The organism is Campylobacter upsaliensis, from assembly GCF_900637395.1.
Taxonomy (GTDB): Bacteria; Campylobacterota; Campylobacteria; order Campylobacterales; family Campylobacteraceae; genus Campylobacter_D; species Campylobacter_D upsaliensis.
Map to the genome: position 1 here is coordinate 1,305,808 of NZ_LR134372.1, position 19,806 is coordinate 1,325,613.

Genomic DNA, 19,806 nt, shown 5'->3' on the forward strand with positions numbered 1-19,806 from the left:
ATTATGTCCTTATGTTTTAATAAATTTTAAGCTCGTTATAAAGGCTATCCCTTTCCACAGGGATTAAATTTGAGGTTTTAATCAGCTCAATGAAAGTCTCAAGCTTTGTCCCTTTAGCACTCTTAGCCCCACCCGCACTCTGTATGCTTTCTTTTTCTATCGTGCCGTCTAGATCATTTGCTCCAAATTCCTGTGCTACCATAGCTAAATTTAAACTCATAGTCGCCCAGTAAGCCTTAATATTTTTGATATTATCAAGCACTAGACGCGAAATGGCTATGGTTTTAAGAATCTCTTCGCTATCAAGCTGTTCTTTAACATCTAAAAAGCTATTATCCTTTTGCCATACAAGTGGGATAAAGGCGTTAAAACCACCCGTTTCATCTTGCAAGGCTCTAAGCCTTAGCATATGATCGATTCTATGTTTTCTTTTTTCTATATGCCCATAAAGCATAGTGGCGTTACTTTGCCTGCCTTTTTTATGCCATAAAGCGTGAATTTTAAGCCAATTTTCACTACTTACTTTACCTTTGCAAATTTTAGCGCGTATTTCTTCGTCAAAAATTTCAGCTCCTCCTCCAGGCATAGAATCTACGCCGTATTCTAGCATTTTCTCGACCACTTCTTCATAACTAAGTCCCCACCTACGATGGATAAAGTCAATTTCTGCTGCTGTTAGAGCTTTGATGTGAATTTGTGGGTAATTTTGTTTGATTTTTTGAAAAATTTCTAAATACCACTGCCAAGTTGTGTCCTTATTGTGTGCTGAGACGATATGCACTTCCTTTGTGCCGCGTTTTTGTGTGTCAGCAACGATGTTTAAAATTTCTTCGTGGCTCATTAGATAAGGATTAGGATTTTTCCTATGGGCTGAAAAGGCACAAAATTTACAAGTATCCGCACAAATATTTGTTGGGTTAATATGACGATTAAGATTAAAATACACCTTTTTGCCGTGTAGGGCGGTGCGTTTTTGATGAGCGAATTTTGCTAGGGTAAATAAGTCTAAATCATAAAGCCTATAAGCATCTTCTTCGCTAAGTCTTTCTTTGCTTTCTAATTTTTGTATTAAATCACGCATTGTTTTCACTTTTATTTTTTTAAAAGCCTTATTATAAATTTTTCTTCTTAATAAAAGTTCATAAAAAGAATTTTGCTAAAATAATTTCAAATTTGAAAAAGGAACAATTTGCCAAGACAAAAATTAAAAGACGAGATTAAGCATTACAAAAGCTCCTGCCATAAGCTTTTTTTAAAGCAAGGTTTTTTTAGTATGCATCATAGTAAGCACATAGATGATTTTATCAACCGAGCTTTTATGATTGTTTTGGAGGAATTTTTTGAAGATTTTTTGCCGACTAAGGAGTTTGTGCCTTTTTGCATAGTGGCGAGGGATTATTATGCGAAAAATCATTTATGTTTTGATGAGCCTATACCCTTACTTTTTGTGTATAAAAATTTAAAAATTTATCATTTAAAGCCCCTCATTAAAGCCTTGATTGAACTTTTAAATGATGTAGGTTTAAGGCTTGATTATATGATTTTAGAAAATGAAGGCTTAGGATATATTAGCGAAAAAGAGCTTTTAAATTCTCTCATACAAATGCGTTTTATAGGTGGCTCAAAGCTTTTATTTAAAGAAAGTAAAGCAAGGGTTCATTTGACGCTTAAAAAGCACTTAAACGCCCTTGCCTCAAATCTTTTTAAACCTTGCAAATTAGCCTTTTTAAAGCAGGATTTTAATATCCAAAAAGAGGACGGAGGATTGCAGGATTTAAGAAATTTAGATAACCTACTCACGCTTTTTAAAAAAGATAGTTCTAATTACGCACTTGCTTTCATCAATGAAAAAAATCTTAGTGAACTACGGCTAGCAAGTGAGTTTTTACTCTCTTTTAAATCCGCCATTAATCTTCAAAGTCAAAAAGATAATAATGAATTTTCCCTTAATCACGCTCAAGATTTAGCAAATTTAATGTATAAAAGAGAAAAGAAAAATTTAAAAGCCAAAGATAATTTAGTGCAAAAAATCTTAAATTCTATGCACACCATAAGCCTTTACAACGCCTTTTTAACGCAACAAATTCAAAATGAATTCGTTGGAGAAACAAGTCAAAAGTATCATTTTTCTAGCTTTTTAAAGGCTATGGAATTTTTAAGCTCACTTAAAGATGAACCGCATCATTTAAATATCAATTTAATTTTCGCACTCAAAGAAACACCTTTTTTAAAGGAAGAAAATGAAAAAATTCTAGAGCTTTTTAAAGGCTTTTTTGAAAGAAAACATAGCTTTTTCATCTTAAAAATTTTGCTTGATAGTGGGAAATTAAAAGAGCTTTTTAAGCCTATGGTAAGGTTTTTAAGTAACGAAGAAAGTGATTATTGCTTCGATGTGGAGGCTTTTTTGGTGCTAGAAGAATTTGAAAAAAGGGATTTAGCACTTAAAGAAAATGCTCTTTTAAAACTCGTCATACTTTTTAGCAGCGTTAAAGAAGAAAACGAACTTTCTATGGGCGGGGTTTTTAGGGCGTTTGGTGCGAAATTGAAATTGGAAAATAAAGCATTAGAATTAGGACTTAAACTTTATAAAAATTTTGGCGCCTTAAAAGAGCTGGTCGAAAAAGAAGATATTTATAATCCTCTCATTTTATCCGCCCTACTTTCTAAGCTAGAAAATCTTAAAACCTTAGAGCTTTTAGCCCTTTTAACCAAAACAAAAGCACAAATTTCAAATGCCTCGCCCTTTTTTTACAAAGCCTTAGATAAGCTTTTAATCAATGCCAAATACGGCTTTGAAGATGCTAATTTACTAGAAGAAAGCACAAGAAGGGTTAAAAAAGAGCAAACCCTTAGAAGAACTAAGGCTTTTTTAGACTTAAATCCTCTTTTGCAAGATAAAATCACACATATTAAATCCAATCTTTTCATCATCAAAAACCCTTTTGAAGATATTATCAAAATCGCTCAAATCGCCCTTCATCAAAATTTTAAATTCTGGCTTAATACAGAAAGTAATTTAAGCCTTGAAATCATTTGTCAAAAAGACTTTAAAATCGAGCATTTTTTATATGCTTTGAGCGAATTTAACCTCATTTTTATGAGCTTTTATGAGCTTTTCGGTGATAAAATTTATCTTAAATTTGAATATGAAAATATCATCAATCAAACGCAAAAAGAAAGACTTTTAACGCTTTTAAATGCAAATTTAAATTTAAATCACAAAAGAAAGATGAAAAAGCCAATCATTAAAAAAGATGAAGTAAAATTGGATTTAAATTATTCTAAAACTTATGCGAAATTAAATCTTAATACTAAAGACCAACAAGGTTTAATGGCATTTATAATGAATATTTTTCGTGCCTATGGCTTGCATTTAAGCACGGCTAAAATTCAAACCATACGCCAAAGGACACGCAATAGCTTCATTTTTGAAAAAAACGAAGCTATTTTGCAAAATCAAGACAAAATAATAAATTCTTTAATAAGCGAGTGAAAATGTGTGGGATAGTTGGCTACATCGGTAAAAATGAAAAAAAGCAAATCATACTAAACGGACTTAAAGAGCTAGAATATAGAGGCTATGATAGTGCGGGTATCGCTGTGATGAGTGAGGGTGAGCTTAGCTTTTTTAAAGCGGTTGGTAAGCTTGAAAATTTGGCAGATAAATGCAAAGAATTTCATAGCGAGGGCTTTGGCTTTGCCATAGGACACACAAGATGGGCGACACACGGAAAACCCACAGAAATCAACGCTCACCCACATTTAGGGCAGTATTCTTGCGTGATACACAATGGCATTATTGAAAACTACAAAGAGCTTAAAGACGAGCTTGAAAAAGAGGGAGTGCAGTTTTTAAGTCAAACAGATACCGAAGTCATCGTGCAGCTTTTCGAATTTTACGCACACCATTTAGAAGCAAAAGAAGCCTTTAAAAAAACCATTTCGCGTTTAAAAGGAGCTTTTGCGACCTTGCTAATTAGCAAAAAAGAGCCAAATACTATCTTCTTTGCCAAAAATGCCGCCCCGCTTATCATAGGTAAAAACGCTCAAAATGAACTTTATTTTGCTAGTGGGGACGCTCCATTAATAGGCAATGTTGATGAAGTGATTTATTTAGAGGATTTAAGCTATGGCTATGCGGGGGAAAATGAACTTGTCATTTTTGAAAATGACAAATCGCTAAAACCTAGCTTTGTCAAACTTTCAGGCGATAAAGCTTATGCGAAAAAAGACGGCTTTCGCTTTTTTATGGAGAAGGAAATTTATGAACAAAGTCGCGTTTTAAGCGAAGTTTTAATGGGACGCATTGAGGGCGATAAGGTCGTTTTTGATGAACTTGAAAAAGAGGATTTAACACACTTTAGCGAAATCACTCTTTGTGCTTGTGGGACAAGCTATCACGCCGCTTTGGTAGGAAGCTATCTTTTAGAAAGAGTGGCTAAAATTCGCACAAAGGTAGAGATAGCAAGTGAATTTCGCTACCGCGAAGCTTTAATCGACCCTAACTCCCTTTTCATCGTCATCTCACAAAGCGGCGAAACAGCCGACACCCTAGAAGCCCTTAAAATCGCCAAAAATGCGGGAGTTAAAAGCCTTGCTATTTGTAATGTAGATAATTCCAACATCGTGCGTTTAGCAAATTTAAGCCTACTTACGCGTGCTGGCATAGAAAAGGGCGTAGCTTCCACTAAGGCTTTTGCGACACAGGTTTTAACGCTTTGGATGTTAGCCATTTTCATCGCACAAAAGAAAAATTTACCGATACAAGAGGATATTAAAGCTCTTTTGCATACGCCAAATTGTGTGCTTGTGAAGCAAAATTTACACGAAAGAATTCATCGCCTTTCTAAACGCTATTTAGACGGACACGGCTTTTTCTTCATCGGGCGTGATGTTTTCTACCCTTTAGCACTTGAGGGTGCTTTAAAGCTTAAAGAGCTTTCCTATCTTCACGCAGAGGGCTATCCAGCTGGAGAGATGAAGCACGGACCCATAGCCTTAGCAGATTCTAAACTCTACACCATAGCATTAATGCCTGAAAATTTACTCTATGAAAAAACAAAATCTAATGTCGAAGAACTCATCGCTAGAGATTCCACTCTACTTTGTATCTCACCTCTTGATTTTGACTTAAGTGATGATTTTATCAAAACAAAACAGCAAAGCCACTATATGTGTGAATTTTTCGAAATGATGCTTATCACGCAACTTTTAGCTATGGAAATTTCTATCCGCTTGGGTAATGATGTGGATATGCCGCGTAATCTTGCAAAAAGTGTAACGGTAGAATAAGCCCCAAAAAAGGGGCTTTATAAAACTAAGCCTTAGGTCCTATCATCTTGCTAGGATCGACAAATTGATTAAAATCTTGTTCACTCACAAGCCCTAATTCCATAGCACTTTCTTTAAGAGAAATACCCTTTTTATGTGCGTTTTTAGCGACTTTAGCGGCATTTTCATAGCCTATGTGAGGATTAAGTGCGGTAACTAGCATTAAGGAATTATGCAAATTATGATCGATCCTTTCGCGATTTGGCTCTATACCCACAGCACAATGGATATTAAACGAATGCATAGAATCGGCTAATAAATCAAGACTTTGCAAGAAATTATAAATAATCACAGGCTTAAAGACATTTAGCTCAAAATTCCCTTGCGAAGCAGCAAAGCCTATCGTAGCGTCATTTCCCATTACTTGCACAGCGACCATAGTAAGAGCTTCACACTGGGTAGGATTAACTTTTCCCGGCATAATAGAGCTTCCCGGCTCATTTTCTGGGATTAAAATCTCGCCTAAACCACATCTAGGACCACTTGAAAGCCATCTTACATCATTAGCGATTTTCATCAAATTCGCCGCTAGACCCTTCATCGCTCCGTGTGTGAAATTAATCGCATCGTGGCTTGTGAGAGCGTGGAATTTATTAGGACTTGAGACGAATTTCGTGCCTACAAGTTTTGTTAGCTCTTCGCTCACTTTTTCACTAAGCTCAGGATGTGCATTAAGCCCTGTGCCAACAGCCGTCCCACCGATAGCAAGTTCTCTTAAAGTAGGCAAAGAAGCGATGATTTGCTCTTTTGAGTGTAAAAGCATAGACAAATAGCCGCTAAATTCCTGTGCTAAAGTGAGTGGAGTAGCGTCTTGAAGGTGCGTTCTGCCTATTTTGATAATGCCATCAAATTCCTTCACTTTCTTTTCGAAAGTCGCAATCAAACCATCAAGAGCTGGGATAAGCTTTTTCTCCACTTGCTCCACAGCCACTATACTCATAGCCGTTGGGAAAGTATCGTTTGAGCTTTGACTCATATTAACATGATCATTAGGATGCACTAATTTTTCTTTACGAAAATCCCCACCCATAAGCTCTGTCGCTCTATTTGCAATGACTTCGTTCATATTCATATTGCTTTGTGTGCCAGAGCCTGTTTGCCAGATAGCTAGAGGGAAATTATCGTCAAATTTACCAGCTATGATTTCATCACAAGCTTTAATAATGGCATTTTTTTTAGCTTCATCAAGTTTGCCTAGCTTATGATTAACGATAGCAAGAGATTTTTTGAGATTTGCAAAAGCATAAATTAAAACCTTAGGCATTTTTTCGCAGCCTATTTTAAAATTCTCAAAACTTCTTTGCGTTTGTGCGCCCCAGTGCTTATCATTTGGCACTTTAATCTCACCCATAGTATCGTGTTCGATTCTATATTCCATTTTCACTCCTTGTAAGAAATTCTTAAATTCTAGCATAATAAAGTTGGCGTAAAATAAAAATCTTAATATTTATATAGAAAGCTCAAAAATGTCATTTTGTTTTAGTGTGAAAATTAAAAATTTAAATCAATAATAAAATAAGAATATGTACTAAAAAAGATAAAAGGACACAAGCCTTAGCTTATATCCTTTAAAAAGTCTTAAAAAGTCTTATGCAGTCTTAAACTAGCAGTATGTGATGTTGCACTTTCTCCAAAGAGGAATTTATAGCCTAAGCTTACATCTACTCCATAAGGATTTATCCACATAAAAGCTCCCCCTAATTGTGAATAGTATTTTGATGTTTCAAAATGATTGGTAAAGTTTTGATTATTGATTTTAGTTTGGGTATCTATTTCATTATTAAGATTGACCCTTACACCTCCATCAAGCTGAATAGCAACATTATCTTTTCTTTTAAACCAATTCAAACTTGCTGTTGCATAAGTGATACCATAAGTCATATCATCTAAGCTTTCTTTATAGGCTAATTTATTCCCTTTCATATCAAAGCCTTTTAACTTAGCTCCTGTATGACCTATGCCTATTTGAGGAGTAAGATATTGGCTATGATCTTGTAAGTTATAATAAATAATAGAAGCTAAAAATACTCTAGCATCATAAGCATAGTTTTTTGCATCTCCTTGAGATTTAAAACCACTTACTGGTTCCCTTTCAAGATCTGCTTTAGTATAAGAGCCTCTTATATCCACTCCACCAAAAAGTTGTCCTATATGACTTTGAGCTAGTTCTATGCTATATTTTGAACCAAGTAAGAAAGTATCACTATCAAAATTAAAGACATCATCAGCTAAATGAGTCTTATTTTTCTCTACTGCTCCATAAAGCATTAATAAGCTATTATCAAAATATGTATGTCCTCCTGCTAAGATACCAGAGCTTGTTCCATCTGCTTTTTCTGGTATATCTGCTAAATCTGTTTTAATCTTAGAATAATAAGGACGCACAAAGATATCAAAATTTGTATCAGGTTGGGTTCTTTTATATCTTAAAGAAGCACGACTTGCTTCATTTAAGAAAGAATCAAATAATAAAGAACGACGCCCTAATTGATTGATAAAGGCTTGAGAGAATAAACCTGCCGCACCAAGATTAGCATTAAAACGGGTGTCTATGGTTTGAGTTTGTGCATTAAATTTTCCATAAAAGCCACTTTGTTTAAGATCTTGTGAAAAGTCTGCACTTTTAACATAAACATTTCCAACTCCAGTATTAGCAGCACCTGATACTGAATTAGCTAAAGAAACACTTTTACCAATTTGTGTATCCTCACTCACTAAGGCTATGGTAAGTTTATCTATGGCTACTCTTGCTTGAGTGGCATTAGCATTATTTGTGCTATCTACAAGCTTAACAGTTGCATAGGTTTCTTGTGCTGTGGTGGCTGTTCTTACTTCACCAAAATTTAGAGTAGGAGTAGCACCACTTGCTATTCTAAAGGTAGAAATTCCATTATTATAGCCTATATTCATATTATCATTAATATTAATATTACCATTTCCACCTATTTCTATATTAGCAATTCTACCTTGCTGCATATTATTTAGTTCAAAATCACCTGAAGTAATTTTAAGATTTTCAATAGTGCCTTGGTAATTGTTTAGGGAGCCACCATTATTATTAGTAAGAGTAGAGATGGTGCCTTTCATATTGTTTATGTTACCATTAGTGCTTTGTAGGGTTTGAATATTAGCACTATTATTAACATTGCCATTATTATTAGTAAGATTAGTAATGTTTCCATTTCCACTATTAGTGATATGACCTCCATCATTTGTAAGGGTGGTAATAATGCCTGTGTTAGTAATACTATCTGTGCTAGCCTTTGTTTGGATAGCTTTTGTAGTAGGGGCTGCTTTGTAGGTTAGGGAAGTGATAGTTCCTGCGTTGGTGATGTTACCGCCTTGATTGCTAGTGAGGGTGTTGATGGTGCCTTGACCCATAGTTACACTGCCGCCTTTATTATTGGTAAGGGTAGCGATGGAGCCTGAAGTGTTGTTGATAGTGCCTCCTGTGTTGGTTAGGGTAGTGATGGTTTGACCTTTGTTATTTATAGTCATCGTTCCTTTGTTGTCTATGGTTTCAATTTTATCACTAGCATTTCGTATTGTAATATTAATAGTATTTTTTTCACCCACAGTAAGCGTTTTCATGCTCGCATTATCTAAACTCAAATTTGTCGTTGCATCACCGCTTGTTTTTTTGGAAGTTATGGTCATATCTCCCATATTCATACCGCCATATACACTTACACCAAGAGTTCCAGAAACATTACTTCCAAAAATAAACTCGACTGTTTTATATGGATTGTTTGGTTGTCGGTTAAGATTTAAATCTCCATTGGCTGGATTAAACCGGGCTTCTTGCTTTATATTATTATTTCTTTCCCATTTTGCTGTAACTTTATCATTGGCTTGAGAAGCACAAGTTAAAGCAAGAATGCAGACTAAAGACAAAAGGGGCTTTTTAGAACTCATATGAGTTACCCCCCCCCCCCCCCCCGTGTGTGAGAGTTTGGTTGAAATTTTTGCATATTAAACCTTTCATAAATGAGATAAAAATTACCCTCAATTATAAAATAAAATTAACAAAAAGTAAAGAGAAATTTGAAAAATCGTTTTTTTTTTTTTTTGTAAAAGCCTAGAAAATAGGAGTTTGAAAGTAATGGAAAGTGGTGTCCACGGCGAGATTCGAACTCACGACCTCAAAATTAGGAATTTTGCGCTCTATCCAGCTGAGCTACGAGGACAAATAGAGAAAAGCCCCTCATTGTAATGCTTACAAAAAAGGGGGAGGGTTAAGATGAAGAGGGGTGTTAGCCATTTCTTTTCTTAACAATCTCTTCGGAAACATTTTTAGGCACTTCATCATAATGGTCAAATTCCATAGAATAAGTCGCCCTACCTTGAGTTTGAGAACGCAAATCGGTAGAATAGCCAAACATCTCAGCCAAAGGACAAAAGGCTGTGATGACCTTATTTCCGCCACGCTCGTCCATAGAATTGACCTGACCGCGTCTTTTGTTTAAATCGCCAATTACATCGCCCATATAATCTTCAGGAGTTTCAACCTCCACTTTCATCATAGGCTCTAAAATCACCGCTCCAGCTTTTCTAGCACCCTCTTTAAAGCCCATAGAAGCAGCAAGTTTAAATGCCATTTCGGAAGAATCCACCTCGTGATAAGATCCATCATAAACGGTTACTTTCACATCTTCCACAGGATAGCCCGCTAAAACGCCATTTTGTAGGGCTTCTTGCACACCCTTATCAACGGCTGGGATATATTCTTTAGGGATAACACCGCCTTTAATGTCATTTACAAATTCATAGCCACTTCCCGGCTCCAAAGGCTCAAGGCGTAAAAATACATGTCCGTATTGACCGCGACCGCCCGATTGCTTGGCGTATTTGTATTCTTGCTCTACGGCTTTTCTTATCGTTTCGCGGTAAGCCACTTGTGGCTGTCCTACTTCGGCTTCGACTTTAAATTCTCTAAGCATTCTATCTACGATAATTTCAAGGTGCAATTCACCCATACCAGAAATGATCGTTTGCCCACTTTCTTCATCTGTTGAAACCCTAAAGCTTGGGTCTTCTTGAGCTAGTTTATTAAGCGCTATGGACATTTTTTCTTGATCTGCCTTAGTCTTAGGCTCGACTGCTACGGAGATAACCGGGTCTGGGAAGTCCATTCTCTCTAAAATAACCTTATCTTTCTCACTTGCTAAGGTATCTCCTGTGAGCGTATCTTTAAGCCCCACAACAGCACCGATTTCCCCTGCGTAAAGCACCTTTATCTCTTCTCTTTTATTAGAGTGCATTTTTAAAAGTCTGCCTATACGCTCTTTTTTATCCTTAGTCGAATTATAAGCGTAAGAGCCACTTTCAAGGCTTCCACGATATACACGCACGAAAGTTAGCTGTCCCACAAAAGGATCGGTCATTATTTTAAAAGCGAGTCCTGCAAATTCGCCATCATCAGTAGAAGTTACTGAAACTTCGCTTCCGTCTTCATACTCGCCTTTAATGTTAGCCACCTCATCAGGTGCTGGTAAATAGGCTATGACTGCGTCAAGTAGGGGTTGAACGCCTTTATTTTTAAAGGCTGTTCCACAAAGCATAGGCACCATAGAAAGGCTCAAACAGCCGGCTTTTATCCCTGCTTTAATCTCCTCAAGGCTTAAATCCTCGCCCCCTAAATACTTCTCCATAAGCTCATCGCTCGTCTCGCTTACTGCTTCTATCATTTTAACGCGGTATTCTTCAGCCTTTTCCTTAAGCTCGGCTGGAATTTCTTTCTCTACATAGTCAGTTGGCTTACTTTCATCTTCCCAAACTAAAGCTTTCATCGTAACAAGGTCAATCACACCTTTGAAATTATCCTCCGCACCGATAGGAATTTGAAGAGGGACGGGATTTGCCTTAAGGCGGTTACGAATTTGCTCCTCGACATTGTAAAAATTAGCACCTATTCTATCCATTTTATTGACAAAAACGATTCTTGGAACGCCATATTTATTTGCTTGTCTCCATACGGTTTCGCTTTGCGGTTGAACGCCACCTACTGAGCAAAATACTGCCACAGCGCCGTCTAAAACACGCATAGAACGCTCCACTTCAATGGTGAAATCCACATGTCCTGGAGTGTCTATAAGATTGATTTGATAATCTTTCCAAAAACAAGTTGTCGCTGCGGAAGTTATCGTAATGCCTCTTTCTTTCTCTTGCTCCATCCAGTCCATAGTCGCGGCACCATCATGCACTTCGCCTATTTTATGACTCATACCTGTGAAAAAGAGTATTCTCTCACTTGTTGTTGTTTTTCCCGCGTCAATGTGAGCGGCTATGCCTATATTTCTAACCTTTTTTAAAGGGGTCGTTCTTGACATCTTAGCCTCCTACCAGCGATAATGTGCAAAAGCTTTATTTGCTTCAGCCATTTTATAAGTGTCCTCTTTCTTTTTGAAAGATGCACCCTTAGAATTTGCCGCGTCCATTAATTCGCCAGCTAGCTTTTCTATCATCGTTCTTTCGCTTCTTTTTCTAGCAAAAGAAATAATCCAGCGAATCGCCAAGGCTTGTTGCCTAGCAGGACGCACCTCAACAGGCACTTGGTAAGTCGCACCACCCACACGGCGTGATTTAACTTCAAGTAAAGGTTTAATGTTTTCAATAGCATCGTTAAAAATATCAATGCCCTTTTTCTCGCCACCTTTTTTATCAATAGCCTCTAAAGCACCATAAAGTATAGCTGTAGCGGTGCTTTTTTTACCATCATACATTAAAGAATTAATAAATTTTGTGATGATTTTATTACCATAAATTGGGTCGGGTAAGATTTCCCTTACGGGAGCTTTTCTTCTTCTCATTTTTTTCCTTCAAATTTAAAATTTTACTCAAACAAAATCAAATCAAACGGATTTGCCTGTTTTAACAATTATTTCGCGGCAGCTTTTGGACGCTTCGCACCATATTTAGAACGAGAAACCGTTCTCTTAGCCACGCCAGCAGTATCTAAAGCACCACGCACGATGTGATACTTCACACCCGGTAAGTCTTTCACCCTACCGCCACGCACTAAAACGATGCTATGCTCTTGGAGGTTATGACCCTCACCGCCGATATAGCTTATCACTTCAAAGCCACTAGTAAGTCTTACTTTGGCAACTTTTCTTAAAGCGGAGTTTGGTTTTTTAGGGGTTGTAGTATAAACCCTAGTGCAAACGCCTCTTCTTTGCGGACAATTTTTAAGCGCTGGAGACTTAGACTTTTCTAAGACCTTTTTACGCTCTTTACGAACCAACTGATTTATGGTAGGCACAATCATTCCTTTCTTAAAATGTAATAAAACTTGCGATTCTAGCTAAAATTTTCTTACAAAAATATAAACTATGATGAATTTGCAATAAGTTTTGGTATATTTGGATAAAATCCTATCTAAATTTAGATAGGATTAAAGATTATTGCTTGTTGGTATTATACTGCACATAAACCATATGAGTGGCTAAGTATTCCTCAAGTCCGTGCTTACCGTCAGCTCCACCTATGCCACTTTTACGCCAACCAGCGTGAAATCCTTGCATAGCTTCAAAATTTTCGCGGTTAATATAGGTTTCACCAAATTTAATTTCCCGACTAGCTCTCATCGCCACATCTAAATTTTGCGTATAAATAGAGCTTGTGAGACCATATTCGCAATCATTTGCCATATCAATAGCCTCATCAAGCGTGTCAAATTTAGCAATAGGCAAAATCGGTGCAAAAATTTCTTTTTGCATAATCTCATCTTCGTGTTTGACATTTGTAAGAACACTTGCAGGAAAATAATAACCACTCTCATCTGTAATTTTTCCACCACACTCTACCACAGCTCCTTTAGCTTTAGCTCTTTCAAGTATAGCTAGAGCATTATCGACTCCTGCTTGATTGACAAGCGGACCCATATCAAAATTTCCTTTTAGCGTATTTCCAACACTTACCTTACTCATAGCCTTGACAAATTTATCAACAAATTCATCATAAACGCTGCTATGCACATAAGCCCTTTCAGCGCAATTACAAACTTGACCATTATTACAAATTCGACTCGCCTTAATTGCTTCCACAGCTAAATTAATATCCGCATCCTTACACACTATGGCAGGGGCTTTTCCTCCAAGCTCTAAAGAAACTTTGATGATATTTTTTGCGGCAGCTTCCATAACCCTCACTCCCGCCTCAACACTTCCCGTAAGGCTTACCATTCCTATATTTTCATTACTTGATAGTTCTTGTCCTACTACACTACCCTTACCTGCGACCAAATTAAACACGCCTTTTGGCAAGGAGCTTTGTGAGACAAGTTTTGCAAATTCAAAGGCGTTGTTTGGAGTTTCACTACTTGGCTTGATGACTATGGTATTACCCGTTAGTAGAGCTGGAGCTAATTTCCTAACTATCAAAAAGAAAGGAAAATTCCAAGGCAAAATTCCACCTATTACGCCTATGGCACTTTTATACAAATAAATATGCTCATTAGCCCTATCACTTTGTATAATTTCACCCTCATATCTCCTAGCCCATTCAGCTGTATAATCCATATAATCAGCACTAAAATGAATCTCCACACTAGCCAAAGCCCTAGTTTTCCCCTGCTCTTGCATTAAAACATTTGTCAAAAAATCAGCATTTTTGCGTATCAAATTTGCAATTTCTCTTAGATGATTTGCCCTCTCAATGGCAGGCTTTGCCTCCCAAGCTTTTTGTGCTTTTTTAGCCGCGTCAATAGCCCTTTGTGTATCTTCTAAAGAAGCACTAGCTACCCTTGAGATAAGCTCCTTTGTAGCAGGATTTAACACCTCGATAAATTCACCCTTATGTGGCACAAATTCCCCATCAATAAAATTATAATAAGTTGTCATTTTCTCTCCTTTAATCTAAATGAAACACTTCTTCCATATTAAGCCATTTTTGACCAGCATAACCTAAAGAGATTTGGCAAGGATCGGTTATTTTCCACCATTTTTGTGTGTTTTCATCTCTTGCCATTTTAGCCATATCTGCTTCAAAATCAGCACCTACATACTCAAAATACGCAAATAAATATTCTCCAAATAAATAAATGGAGTAGTTTTGGATATTACACGCCTTAATCATCTCACAAACGCCCTCATAAGGTTTTGCGTGAAGGGCTTTATATTCTGCTATTTTTTCCTTTTTGATTTTTATGATTTGACCGTATCTTTGCACCTATCCTCCTTGTAAAGTGATAAAGCATTTTTGTAAAAAATCTTATCTAAATTTTCAAAAATCCCGCTTTGTATGATAAAACTAGCCCATAAACTAGGGCTTAGTTTAGATACTGGATAATTACTCCCGAAAAGCAATCTTTCCTCACTGAAATTTTCTTTTACACAAGCAAAAAGATCGAAAATAAATTTCCTTGAAGTTTGTTCGCAAAAATCATCAGGAGCTGAAAGCTTAATGTATAAATTTGGGAAATTTTTTAAAAGACTTAAGGTTTTTTTATGCTCGTTAAGATGATTGATTTTAGGGTTTCCTAGATGATTTAGAATGACTTTTAAGCTTTTATTTTCTCTCAAAAAGGCTTCTAAATGATCGAGCTCGTCATTTTTCATACAGGCTTCAAAAGGAATTTGAAAGTTTTTTAAAATTTCTATTTTCTTTTTAAAATCTGCTTCAAATAGCCTTTTAGCACCCTTTTGACTGGTATGTAAAACCTCTCTAAATGAGCTAAGATTTTCTTTGTATCTTAAATCCGCCAAGCAAAGTAAAAGGCTATGAGTTTGCTTTAAAGAAAGAGCGTAAAGGCTTTCCTTATCTACATTATCGCCATTACACTCCACATATAAAGCACCTAAAAACTCGTAATTTTCATATTCTTTTTTCATCCTTGAAAAATCATAATTTTGATTGAGCCTTTCATCATCTTTTAGCCAAGAAATGGGAACTTCGTTTAAGTCCCAAAGATGCAAATGTGCATCGAAAATCTTTTGCATCTTAGGTCCTTATTTTAGAGCCAAAAAAGCCATACCAAGCCACATATAAAAATAAAGGTGCTAAAGATAAATACCCCATACTTGTGCCAAAACTATCATTAATCGCTCCCACAATAATAGGCATAATCGCCCCACCAACTATACTCATCACTAAAAGTGAGCCGGCTAATTTGACTTGATTGAAGGGAAGATTTTTGGTTGCCACAGCAAAAATAGTAGGAAAAGAAATACTCATAAAGAAAAATAAAGCTATGAGCAAAATAACACTTGAAATTCCACTTGAAAAATAAAGCCCCACGCAAATGAAAACATTGATTAAAGAATAAAGCCCTAAAATATACTCTCCTTTAATCTTTTTCATCAAAGGCGTAGAAACTATCCTACCAACCATAAAAGCAACCAAAGCAAGAGAAAAATAATAAGCCGCCTTTTCATCACTTAAGCCCTCATAATGCTCGGTAGCATAATTGATAAAAAATGCTCCTGCGGCGACTTGATTAGCAATGTATAAAAATTGTGCTAAGAGTCCTTTATTAAAATGACTATGCTTAAACACACCCAAAGGCTTAGAATCATCTTTTAAAGCATATTCATCACTCACCGCAGCACCTTCTGGAATTTTATTAAAAGCAAAAAGCGCAAGGATTAAAAGCACAATGATCGCAATACCAACATAAACAAGCTGGACATTACCCATATTTGCGACTAAGGCTTGTTCTATCATTTCCTTACTAGCACCTTCTTCTTGCTTAGTGATGGATAAAAATAAAGCACCGCCGATTAAAGGTCCTACAAACTGCCCTAAGCCGTTAAAACTTTGCGCGGCATTGATTCTAAAGCTGGCATTTTTTTCATCGCCAAGCTTTACCATATAAGGATTTGCACTTGTTTCTAAAGAGCCTATGCCACAAGCTAGAACAAAAAATGCAAATAAAAACAAATGAAAACTTGCTAAATTGGTCGCTGGTATAATGAGTAAAGCCCCTAAAGCATAAAGGGCTAAACCGAAAATAATGCCTATTTTGTAAGAAAATTTAGAAGCAATATAACCTGCTGGTAGGGCGATAACAAAATAAGCCCCAAAATAAGCAAGCTGTAAAAAGCCACTTTCGTGCTGGGTGATGTGAAGGTGATTTTGAAAATTCTTATTCATCACATCGATTAGTCCATAACTCACTCCCCATAAAAAGAAAAGCGAAGTGACTAAGATAATAGCGATTTTGATATTTTTTGATTGTGTTGTCATCTTTTCTCCTTTAGTTGAAATTTAAAGCCCTATCTAAATGCACATAGCCCCCATCAACAAAAAGAATTTGCCCAGTGGTGTGCGAAGCTAGGGGACTTAGCGTGAAAACTGCGGTATTTGCTATTTCCTCTATGTTAGTAAAACGCTGTCCTAGCGGTATGGTTTTAGCTATTTTTTCATATTGCTCTTTAGGATTAGGGAAATTTTGAAGCCATTTTTCATAAAGTGGTGTCATCACTTCAGCGGGTGCTAGGGCATTGACACGCACTTCATCTTTAGCAAAAGCACAAGCCCACTCTCTTGTAAAGCCTATTTGAGCGGCTTTTGCTGAAGCATAGGCGCTAGTTCTGCCCTGTCCTGTGAGTGCTGTTTTGCTGACTATGTTTAAGATGCTACCTTTTTCTTTTTTGATATAGGGTAAGCATTCTTTTGCTAAGGTGTAGTAATGAAAGAGATTGTTTTCATAAGATTTGATTAAATCCTTAGTGCTTGTATTTTCTATGTGGAGATTATCATTTGCTCCGGCATTATTTACAAGGGCGTAGATTGAGCCGTATTTTTGATGAATTTCTTTGATGAGACTTTCGATTTTTTCATATTCTTTTAAATCGATTTGATAGAATCCGAAATTCTCACATAAATCCCTTAATTCAAATTCCACATCCTTATCTATAGATGAGCGTGATAAAATCACAGGGATTCCTCCTTCTTTCGCCCAAAGTCTAGCTATACCAAATCCTATGCCCTTAGCACCACCGCTAATGATACAAATTTTATCTTTAATCTTTAAGTCCATATATCCTCCTTTAATTAGCAAGTTGTAGCAAGTCGCCACACGGAAAAGTCATTTTGCTCGTTAAGCTCTGCTTTAACTAAATGTCCATCGCCTATTTTGACAATAAGCTCTATGAGTTCATCTCTTATATCTTCTTTAGTTTTCGCTCCGTCTAAAATTTCTCCTGCATTAATGTCAATACAATCGTTCATATTTTGATAACAAAAGCTATTTGAACTCATCTTAATCGTAGGCACTATGGCTGATCCTGTTGGTGTGCCTCGACCTGTGGTAAAAACGCAAATATTAGCCCCGCCAGCGACCATAGCACTAAGCTGCTCTATGTCATTACCTGGAGTATTCATAAAAGTAAGCCCCTTAGAAAGCACAGGCTTAGCATAATCAATCACATCCATTAAGGTTCTTGTCCCAGCCTTATAAACACAGCCTAAAGATTTCTCCTCTATGCTACTTAGCCCTCCTGCTATATTTCCTGGGCTTGGATTTGCTCCTCTTATATCAGCGTGAAAAGATTTAACTAAATTCTCATAATTTAAAATCGTATCATAAACTTTTTTCGCCACTTTATCATTTTTTGCTCTTTTAGCAAGTAAGGCTTCACAGCCTATAAGTTCCGTAGTTTCTGCTAAGATAACTGCTCCGCCTTCATCGATGATAAAATCACTCAAACTCCCCAAAGCGGGATTAGCACTAAGTCCGCTATAACTATCACTTCCGCCGCACTCCGTGCCTAAAATCAAATCGCTAAAATCGCCCTCGCTTTTTTGAAAATTCGCCGCTTCTTTTAGCATAGCATTGATTATTTTTACTCCTTTTTCTATGCTTTTTTGGGAGCCGCCTTCTTCTTGTATGACTAAAAATTCGACCTTTTTATAGGGCGTGGCTTCTTTGATTTTTAAAGCAAGCACTTCAGCTTGTATGACTTCACAGCCAAGACCTACGATTAAAACGCCAAAAACATTAGCATTTGTGCCATGACCTATTAAAACATCTCTTGTTTGTAAAGCGTCAAATTCAAGCTGGGAGCAGCCGTGCTGGTGATTGATATATACAGCACCATCGCATTTTTTAGCGATATTTTCGCAGACCTTATTCGCACAATGCACGCTAGGTATGATGATGACTTTATTTCTTAGTCCAAATTTGTCATCTTCTCTTCTATAACCCATTATTTTTTTCATTTTTATCTCCTCGACCTCTAATGCCACTGGTATTATGGATATGCACCCATTCCCCCGCTTTAATATCACAATTTGCGCTTGCTATTGCTTGAGCGTATTTAATGACCTCTTCATTTTCTTTAATATCGCTTAAAGCAAATTTATGTCCGCTTGCTATATCGTTTAAAAGTTTTATGTTTTCTAGGATTTCTCCTTTTTGTAAATTGCGTAAAGCAGTGGCGACATTATCCTTTTCATTGATAATAATATAAGCTTTCATAATGCTACACCCGTTTCTTTTTCTATGCTTTTAATAAGAGCTTTAGCCTCATCTAAACGCAAATTTAACGCCTCTTTTGTGCTAGGCGATAAAGGATGGACACTAGTATTTGCAAAGTCAAAACCTCTTGCCTTTAAAAGCAGAGCAAAGCCCATAGGAAAAGTCAAGCTCATAGCAAATCTTATAGCCTTTAGTAAGCTTTTTTGCACTAATAAGGCTCTTTCGTAATTTTTTGTATCCATAGCACGATAAATTTCACTCATCAATTCAGGGAAAATCCCACCCATACTCGTCATAGAGCCTTTAGCGCCAGCTAATAAAGCTCCGGCATAAAATTCCTCCCTCCCCACAAATACATCAAAATTTGTAGGAACGACATCCAAGATATGATTTAAAAGCAGTGCATCTCCGCTACTATCTTTAATCCCAACAACTCCATCAAGCTTTGATACTTTTTCGATCAAATTTAAGCTCAGTGCTGGAGCAAACAAAGGGATATTATAGATATAAAGGGGGAGTTTAATGCTTTGTGTTAAATTTTTCACATATTCAAAAAGCGTTTCTTCATTGAGTTTGTAATAATAGGGCATAGCAAGCAATAAAGCATCAAGTCCTAACTCATAAGCTTTTTGAGCTAAAATAAGCGTATTTTGATACACAGGCGAAGCTATACCTGTAATGATGGGCTTATCATTTTTAGCAACTTTTTTAGTTAGCTCCATCAGCTTTACTTGTTCTTCTAATCCTAAAGCTTGAGAATCGCCAACGCTACCATTACAAAACAAGCCATCTAAACCCTTAGAAATTCCAAATTCGCAATAACGCATAAATTCTTTTTCATTAATGCTTTTGTCATTTTTATAAGGTGTTAGTAAGGCTGGTAAAGTTCCTTTTAAAATTCCCATTTTGTATTCTCCTTTTGTATATACAAAAATATATTTATATACAAAAAATATAACAATTTTTTTTAAAAAATACAAATGAAATCAATCAAGTATTTTTTATTATTTTTAAATTCAATGTGCCTAAAATAAGCACTTGATTAAAATAGTAAA

General features: G+C 36.4%; 16 protein-coding genes and 1 tRNA gene. 2 read left to right on the plus strand and 15 right to left on the minus strand.

What is annotated here, in order from left to right; all coding sequences use genetic code 11:
* Window positions 1–16: 16 nt before the first annotated feature.
* Window positions 17–1,081: an aminofutalosine synthase MqnE gene (mqnE, locus tag EL158_RS06515; protein WP_027303674.1), complete on the minus strand. Its 1,065-nt coding sequence runs from the start codon at window positions 1,079–1,081 to the stop codon at window positions 17–19.
* A gap of 108 nt (window positions 1,082–1,189) precedes the next feature.
* Here mqnE and EL158_RS06520 point away from each other — a divergent pair, with 108 nt between their 5' ends.
* Window positions 1,190–3,493, plus strand: coding sequence for a [protein-PII] uridylyltransferase family protein (locus EL158_RS06520; RefSeq protein WP_051529112.1), 2,304 nt, complete (start codon window positions 1,190–1,192; stop codon window positions 3,491–3,493).
* Between the two features lie 2 nt (window positions 3,494–3,495).
* Complete coding sequence (gene glmS / locus EL158_RS06525) at window positions 3,496–5,292, plus strand: glutamine--fructose-6-phosphate transaminase (isomerizing) (RefSeq protein WP_027303676.1); 1,797 nt, start codon at window positions 3,496–3,498, stop codon at window positions 5,290–5,292.
* A 25-nt stretch (window positions 5,293–5,317) separates the two neighbouring features.
* Here glmS and fumC read toward each other — a convergent pair whose 3' ends face one another.
* The 14 genes from fumC to EL158_RS06595 form a co-directional block, all read right to left on the minus strand.
* Entirely contained in the window at window positions 5,318–6,709 is a 1,392-nt protein-coding gene (gene fumC, locus EL158_RS06530) for a class II fumarate hydratase (protein WP_027303677.1), read from the minus strand.
* Window positions 6,710–6,909: 200 nt separating this feature from the next.
* On the minus strand, window positions 6,910–9,246 hold the full coding sequence (locus EL158_RS06535; RefSeq protein WP_164715688.1) for an autotransporter outer membrane beta-barrel domain-containing protein: 2,337 nt from the start codon (window positions 9,244–9,246) through the stop codon (window positions 6,910–6,912).
* A 195-nt stretch (window positions 9,247–9,441) separates the two neighbouring features.
* Window positions 9,442–9,518, minus strand: a tRNA-Arg gene (locus EL158_RS06540).
* A gap of 66 nt (window positions 9,519–9,584) precedes the next feature.
* Window positions 9,585–11,660 carry an elongation factor G gene (gene fusA, locus EL158_RS06545; RefSeq protein ID WP_027304870.1) on the minus strand — a complete coding sequence of 692 codons (2,076 nt, stop codon included), beginning with the start codon at window positions 11,658–11,660 and terminating at the stop codon, window positions 9,585–9,587.
* A gap of 9 nt (window positions 11,661–11,669) precedes the next feature.
* A complete protein-coding gene (rpsG, locus tag EL158_RS06550) occupies window positions 11,670–12,140 on the minus strand; it encodes a 30S ribosomal protein S7 (RefSeq protein ID WP_027304869.1) in 471 nt (156 codons plus the stop codon).
* 68 nt (window positions 12,141–12,208) lie between these two features.
* Window positions 12,209–12,592, minus strand: coding sequence for a 30S ribosomal protein S12 (gene rpsL / locus EL158_RS06555; RefSeq protein WP_012661187.1), 384 nt, complete (start codon window positions 12,590–12,592; stop codon window positions 12,209–12,211).
* A 139-nt stretch (window positions 12,593–12,731) separates the two neighbouring features.
* Window positions 12,732–14,171: an aldehyde dehydrogenase gene (aldA, locus tag EL158_RS06560; RefSeq protein WP_027304868.1), complete on the minus strand. Its 1,440-nt coding sequence runs from the start codon at window positions 14,169–14,171 to the stop codon at window positions 12,732–12,734.
* A gap of 10 nt (window positions 14,172–14,181) precedes the next feature.
* A complete protein-coding gene (locus tag EL158_RS06565; protein ID WP_027304867.1) occupies window positions 14,182–14,499 on the minus strand; it encodes an L-rhamnose mutarotase in 318 nt (105 codons plus the stop codon).
* Window positions 14,475–15,269 carry an amidohydrolase family protein gene (locus tag EL158_RS06570; RefSeq protein WP_027304866.1) on the minus strand — a complete coding sequence of 265 codons (795 nt, stop codon included), beginning with the start codon at window positions 15,267–15,269 and terminating at the stop codon, window positions 14,475–14,477. The genes EL158_RS06565 and EL158_RS06570 overlap by 25 nt, the downstream gene beginning before the upstream one ends.
* Before the next feature lies 1 nt (window position 15,270).
* Window positions 15,271–16,515 (minus strand): L-fucose:H+ symporter permease, encoded by a 1,245-nt coding sequence (gene fucP / locus EL158_RS06575; protein ID WP_034956336.1) that lies wholly within the window; start codon window positions 16,513–16,515, stop codon window positions 15,271–15,273.
* A 10-nt stretch (window positions 16,516–16,525) separates the two neighbouring features.
* Window positions 16,526–17,311, minus strand: a complete 786-nt coding sequence (locus EL158_RS06580; RefSeq protein ID WP_027304864.1) for an SDR family oxidoreductase — start codon at window positions 17,309–17,311, stop codon at window positions 16,526–16,528.
* A 14-nt stretch (window positions 17,312–17,325) separates the two neighbouring features.
* Window positions 17,326–18,492 carry a UxaA family hydrolase gene (locus EL158_RS06585; protein ID WP_027304863.1) on the minus strand — a complete coding sequence of 389 codons (1,167 nt, stop codon included), beginning with the start codon at window positions 18,490–18,492 and terminating at the stop codon, window positions 17,326–17,328.
* Complete coding sequence (locus EL158_RS06590) at window positions 18,470–18,751, minus strand: UxaA family hydrolase (protein ID WP_027304862.1); 282 nt, start codon at window positions 18,749–18,751, stop codon at window positions 18,470–18,472. Before EL158_RS06590 ends, EL158_RS06585 begins: the two co-directional genes overlap by 23 nt.
* Entirely contained in the window at window positions 18,748–19,656 is a 909-nt protein-coding gene (locus tag EL158_RS06595; protein ID WP_027304861.1) for a dihydrodipicolinate synthase family protein, read from the minus strand. The genes EL158_RS06590 and EL158_RS06595 overlap by 4 nt, the downstream gene beginning before the upstream one ends.
* Window positions 19,657–19,806 lie beyond the last annotated feature (150 nt).

Excerpts from the sequence above, each read along its gene's own strand:
- mqnE (WP_027303674.1), bottom strand. The coding sequence starts at position 1,081 with ATGCGTGATTTAATACAAAAATTAGAAAGCAAAGAAAGACTTAGCGAA.
- glmS (WP_027303676.1), top strand. The coding sequence starts at position 3,496 with ATGTGTGGGATAGTTGGCTACATCGGTAAAAATGAAAAAAAGCAAATC.
- fumC (WP_027303677.1), bottom strand. The coding sequence starts at position 6,709 with ATGGAATATAGAATCGAACACGATACTATGGGTGAGATTAAAGTGCCA.
- EL158_RS06535 (WP_164715688.1), bottom strand. The coding sequence starts at position 9,246 with ATGAGTTCTAAAAAGCCCCTTTTGTCTTTAGTCTGCATTCTTGCTTTA.
- fusA (WP_027304870.1), bottom strand. The coding sequence starts at position 11,660 with ATGTCAAGAACGACCCCTTTAAAAAAGGTTAGAAATATAGGCATAGCC.
- rpsG (WP_027304869.1), bottom strand. The coding sequence starts at position 12,140 with ATGAGAAGAAGAAAAGCTCCCGTAAGGGAAATCTTACCCGACCCAATT.
- aldA (WP_027304868.1), bottom strand. The coding sequence starts at position 14,171 with ATGACAACTTATTATAATTTTATTGATGGGGAATTTGTGCCACATAAG.
- EL158_RS06570 (WP_027304866.1), bottom strand. The coding sequence starts at position 15,269 with ATGCAAAAGATTTTCGATGCACATTTGCATCTTTGGGACTTAAACGAA.
- fucP (WP_034956336.1), bottom strand. The coding sequence starts at position 16,515 with ATGACAACACAATCAAAAAATATCAAAATCGCTATTATCTTAGTCACT.
- EL158_RS06580 (WP_027304864.1), bottom strand. The coding sequence starts at position 17,311 with ATGGACTTAAAGATTAAAGATAAAATTTGTATCATTAGCGGTGGTGCT.
- EL158_RS06585 (WP_027304863.1), bottom strand. The coding sequence starts at position 18,492 with ATGAAAAAAATAATGGGTTATAGAAGAGAAGATGACAAATTTGGACTA.
- EL158_RS06590 (WP_027304862.1), bottom strand. The coding sequence starts at position 18,751 with ATGAAAGCTTATATTATTATCAATGAAAAGGATAATGTCGCCACTGCT.
- EL158_RS06595 (WP_027304861.1), bottom strand. The coding sequence starts at position 19,656 with ATGGGAATTTTAAAAGGAACTTTACCAGCCTTACTAACACCTTATAAA.